We start from the raw sequence: 3,196 nt of genomic DNA, 5'->3' as shown, positions 1-3,196 counted from the left end.
GGTGAGCGTGAAGCCGGTGGGGTCGAACACATTGCCGTCGACATCGAACAGCTGCCCGCCTCTCACCATCAGGCTGCCGGCATCCGCCACCTGCAACTTGGAGGTGGTACCGGAAGGTAACGACCGTCCGGCAGTCGCTGCAAGGTCAGCCGGTTACGTGCGTCGAATTGCTGGCGAAGGGTCCGACCTGCAAATTGTCTTATTCAACCCGGTACAACACCACTTTGCATGTTTCAACGTAACACATTAATTACTCGATAAAACCTGCTTTTTTAAACAGCCCATTCTCCAGCATCAAGCAAACATCATCAATCGCCTCGTTGATGATAACTTCCTCCGACTCGTACGAGCTTGGCCTCCAATATGATAAGGTTGATTCCAATGAAGTCGGGTTCAAACACCACCATTTATCCTCCCCAAGTGCCACTGGGAGCCTATAGTAACCATCTGAAAAAACATCATAATCTTCCTTCCATACTTCAAAATTACTAGTCGGCTCATACTTTGAAGAGATATGAACATTAATTGTAAACTCTCCAACTCTCCAACTCGCCATGGCTTATTTGATGCTTGAAAATTAACAAACACATGCTTTTTATACTTAGGCGAAATTCCTAAATAGAAACTAGAGCTCTTCGGAACTGCAGCACAAAATGGTTCCTTCAGCTTTTCCATGAAAGAGTATTTTTCTTTAAAAACCTTCCATGCCCCACTCATAAATCTTGTAAAGACTTTATTCCCACTCATAATCGCAACCAATTATCAATGAAAAAACGGCGGCTGCGGCCATCGGGCAGTTGGTCTGTTCATACCAGCATTTAGCTATTTACCTACCCTCTTACACGCAACCATCACGATTGCCGACGGGCAGCGGCTTGCAATATCTTGTCTTCAAACAACGGGATCTGCACTGCCAAACGATCCATCACATCCAATACCGATGCCTTGACGGCCTGTTCGATCTGGTCGTCAGTAACCATGTCGGGATTGGAAGACAGTCGAGATCGTGCAGGGATTGATTCGATACTGTGCGCTTGCTTTCTCTCAATCTCACCTAATGTCCAAAACCCCGTTTCAAATTTCTCGGAAGGATCAGGAATATCATCTAAAGCTCTAATTTGCTCCAGGTAGTTGGTTTCGGTGATTTTATCTCCAAATCCCCATCCCAATCTAACAAAGTAATCAGTTTCCGTGCGCTCTCCTGGTGACGTAAGTAAATAGCAGTAAGCTTGCTCTAATAATTTATGTCGGTAAGCTTTAGTGCCAGCCCGAAACATTTCAAACTCAGCCTTATCGCCTTTATATTGTTCAAATTGTGGAAATCGTGCTGTCATTTCTTTAGGGAAAATTTTATCAAGAAATTTTCTATACTGTTTGTCCAATTACGCCCCACTATTCAAATAGTCACAACTAACCCATGCGGGTATTGGTTAAGTTTTCATTTAGCAAGATGTACTCGGCCAGAAAATTTCCTCAGATACGGCACGGCACTTTTCTCTATATAATCAACAAGCTTAATTACATTCGGCTCAACCGCACCGCCTACCTCTTCAGCAGTTGGCTCACGATCCTCAAACGTCAACAAATAATCCCAATTATGAAAAACAGGATCATTAACCCAAGACTCATTAAAATGTGGAAAGCCACTCCCCCAAATCCTATGAAAATTATCCGGCTTACTCACAGCTGATAGCATTTTCTCTTTCTCTGGTGGGTCTGAAATGGGAATAACCCCCTCCAAATCACTCAGAAGCACCATATTAATCTCAACCTCTTGAAGGTCGTCCAAGCCGGCGATGCCCATTTTTCTTTCATTAAATGTGCGAATAGCCAATTCTGGCGACGCCAAAATCGGGTAGCGTGCCAGCTTTGACCAAAGTACTAGAATGCCCATCTCATTCTTGCCATCATTATCAAAGAAATGATGTAAAAAGCAATGCAAATCGCAATCAACCACCCATCGATAAACAATGGATCCCATCCAATAATTACCTTGATCCTGAGATACCTTAACCTTCTTGAACTCGGGAAACCTACGTTTTATTTCCTCAGCAATTCTAGTTCGAGCATAATCCTTAAATATCTTTTTCATGGCCATGGCATTCGTAATTAATCACAAGTCACATCATAAACTTCTTCAAGCCATCCAGCAAAAGTAGCAAAACCACCTATAAAATCTATACTTGCTGTCTCTATGCCGCGCTTATCGAAATACTTCCTCACTTCGGCCAAACGCTGCCTTGTAAAAGTTTGGCCAAATGCAATTGCGTGTGGCAGTTGACCCGCATTCTGTGCTGCTTCAAGTTGATTGCCCAAACGCCTTAGTGCTGCACTACCTACAGGAGGAAGCTTATTTTTTGCTTCAACTCGATATATATCTGCCTCAAATTCAAAAACTGCATCAAATGATTTACGAGTTTTACCTATTCTTCCAGGTAGAAACCTATTCATTTTCAAACACTGCTGAACAATCTGCTTTACCTTTGTTTCAGCAAGTCGCCCAGCTTCTTGTGCGGCCCTCCATCCTGCACGAGCCCCTTTCTTGAATTCAGAACGAATTCTTGCATTAGAAATTGCAAGGGCATTGCTTGTTCCGGTCATTAAACCGGCAATAGTTTCTCTACCGCTTGGATCCAAATTCACGACTGGGTCATTATCAGCATACAGGTAGTCGTGCAATGAACTTGGCTTCGTATCATAGCCATTAAAAGGATCAACTGAAACAAACCGCCCCGTCACCGGGTCCAGGTAGCGTGCCCGCAGATAGATCCAACCCAGATTGGTATCCCACTGCTCACCGGCGAACTGATACGCCGTCTGGCTGGTCCCGTCATGCTGGCGGGTCTGCCCCCAGGCATCGTACTGGTACTGGTCGGTGAGGTTGCCCTGCGCGTCGGTCAGGCCACGGGTACTGCCCAGCGCATCATAGAGGAAGTAGCGGACGTCGTCGCCACGCTGTTGGCTCAGCAGGTCGTCGCCATGGCTGTAATGCGTGGTCTGGCCGGTGGCATCCTGTTCTTCCAGCACCTGCGCATGGTCCCGGTTGGCATCCACCAGCCAGTGGGTGGTCTGGCCGTTCAGGCTTTGGCTGATGCGGTTACCCTGGTGGTCGTACTGGTAGCGCAGGCTGCTGCCGGGCAGTTCCACTTCGCTCAGCCGCTGGTCGCTGTCATAGCCATAGCTGGTGAGTTGGCCG

General features: G+C 46.3%; 4 protein-coding genes. All 4 read right to left on the bottom strand.

Annotated features, from left to right (window positions below; genetic code table 11):
* Positions 1 to 393: 393 nt before the first annotated feature.
* Positions 394 to 747, bottom strand: coding sequence for a hypothetical protein (locus FFS57_RS24490; protein ID WP_137940444.1), 354 nt, complete (start codon positions 745 to 747; stop codon positions 394 to 396).
* Between the two features lie 104 nt (positions 748 to 851).
* Positions 852 to 1,382: a hypothetical protein gene (locus tag FFS57_RS24485; RefSeq protein WP_137940443.1), complete on the bottom strand. Its 531-nt coding sequence runs from the start codon at positions 1,380 to 1,382 to the stop codon at positions 852 to 854.
* 56 nt (positions 1,383 to 1,438) lie between these two features.
* Positions 1,439 to 2,092 carry a hypothetical protein gene (locus FFS57_RS24480; protein WP_137940442.1) on the bottom strand — a complete coding sequence of 218 codons (654 nt, stop codon included), beginning with the start codon at positions 2,090 to 2,092 and terminating at the stop codon, positions 1,439 to 1,441.
* A 17-nt stretch (positions 2,093 to 2,109) separates the two neighbouring features.
* Positions 2,110 to 3,196, bottom strand: a 1,087-nt coding sequence (locus FFS57_RS24475; protein WP_137940441.1) for an RHS repeat domain-containing protein, incomplete at its 5' end; no start/stop codon positions are given.

This window comes from Chitinivorax sp. B (genome assembly GCF_005503445.1).
GTDB lineage: Bacteria > Pseudomonadota > Gammaproteobacteria > Burkholderiales > SCOH01 > Chitinivorax.
This window is presented reverse-complemented; position numbering and strand designations above follow the sequence as displayed.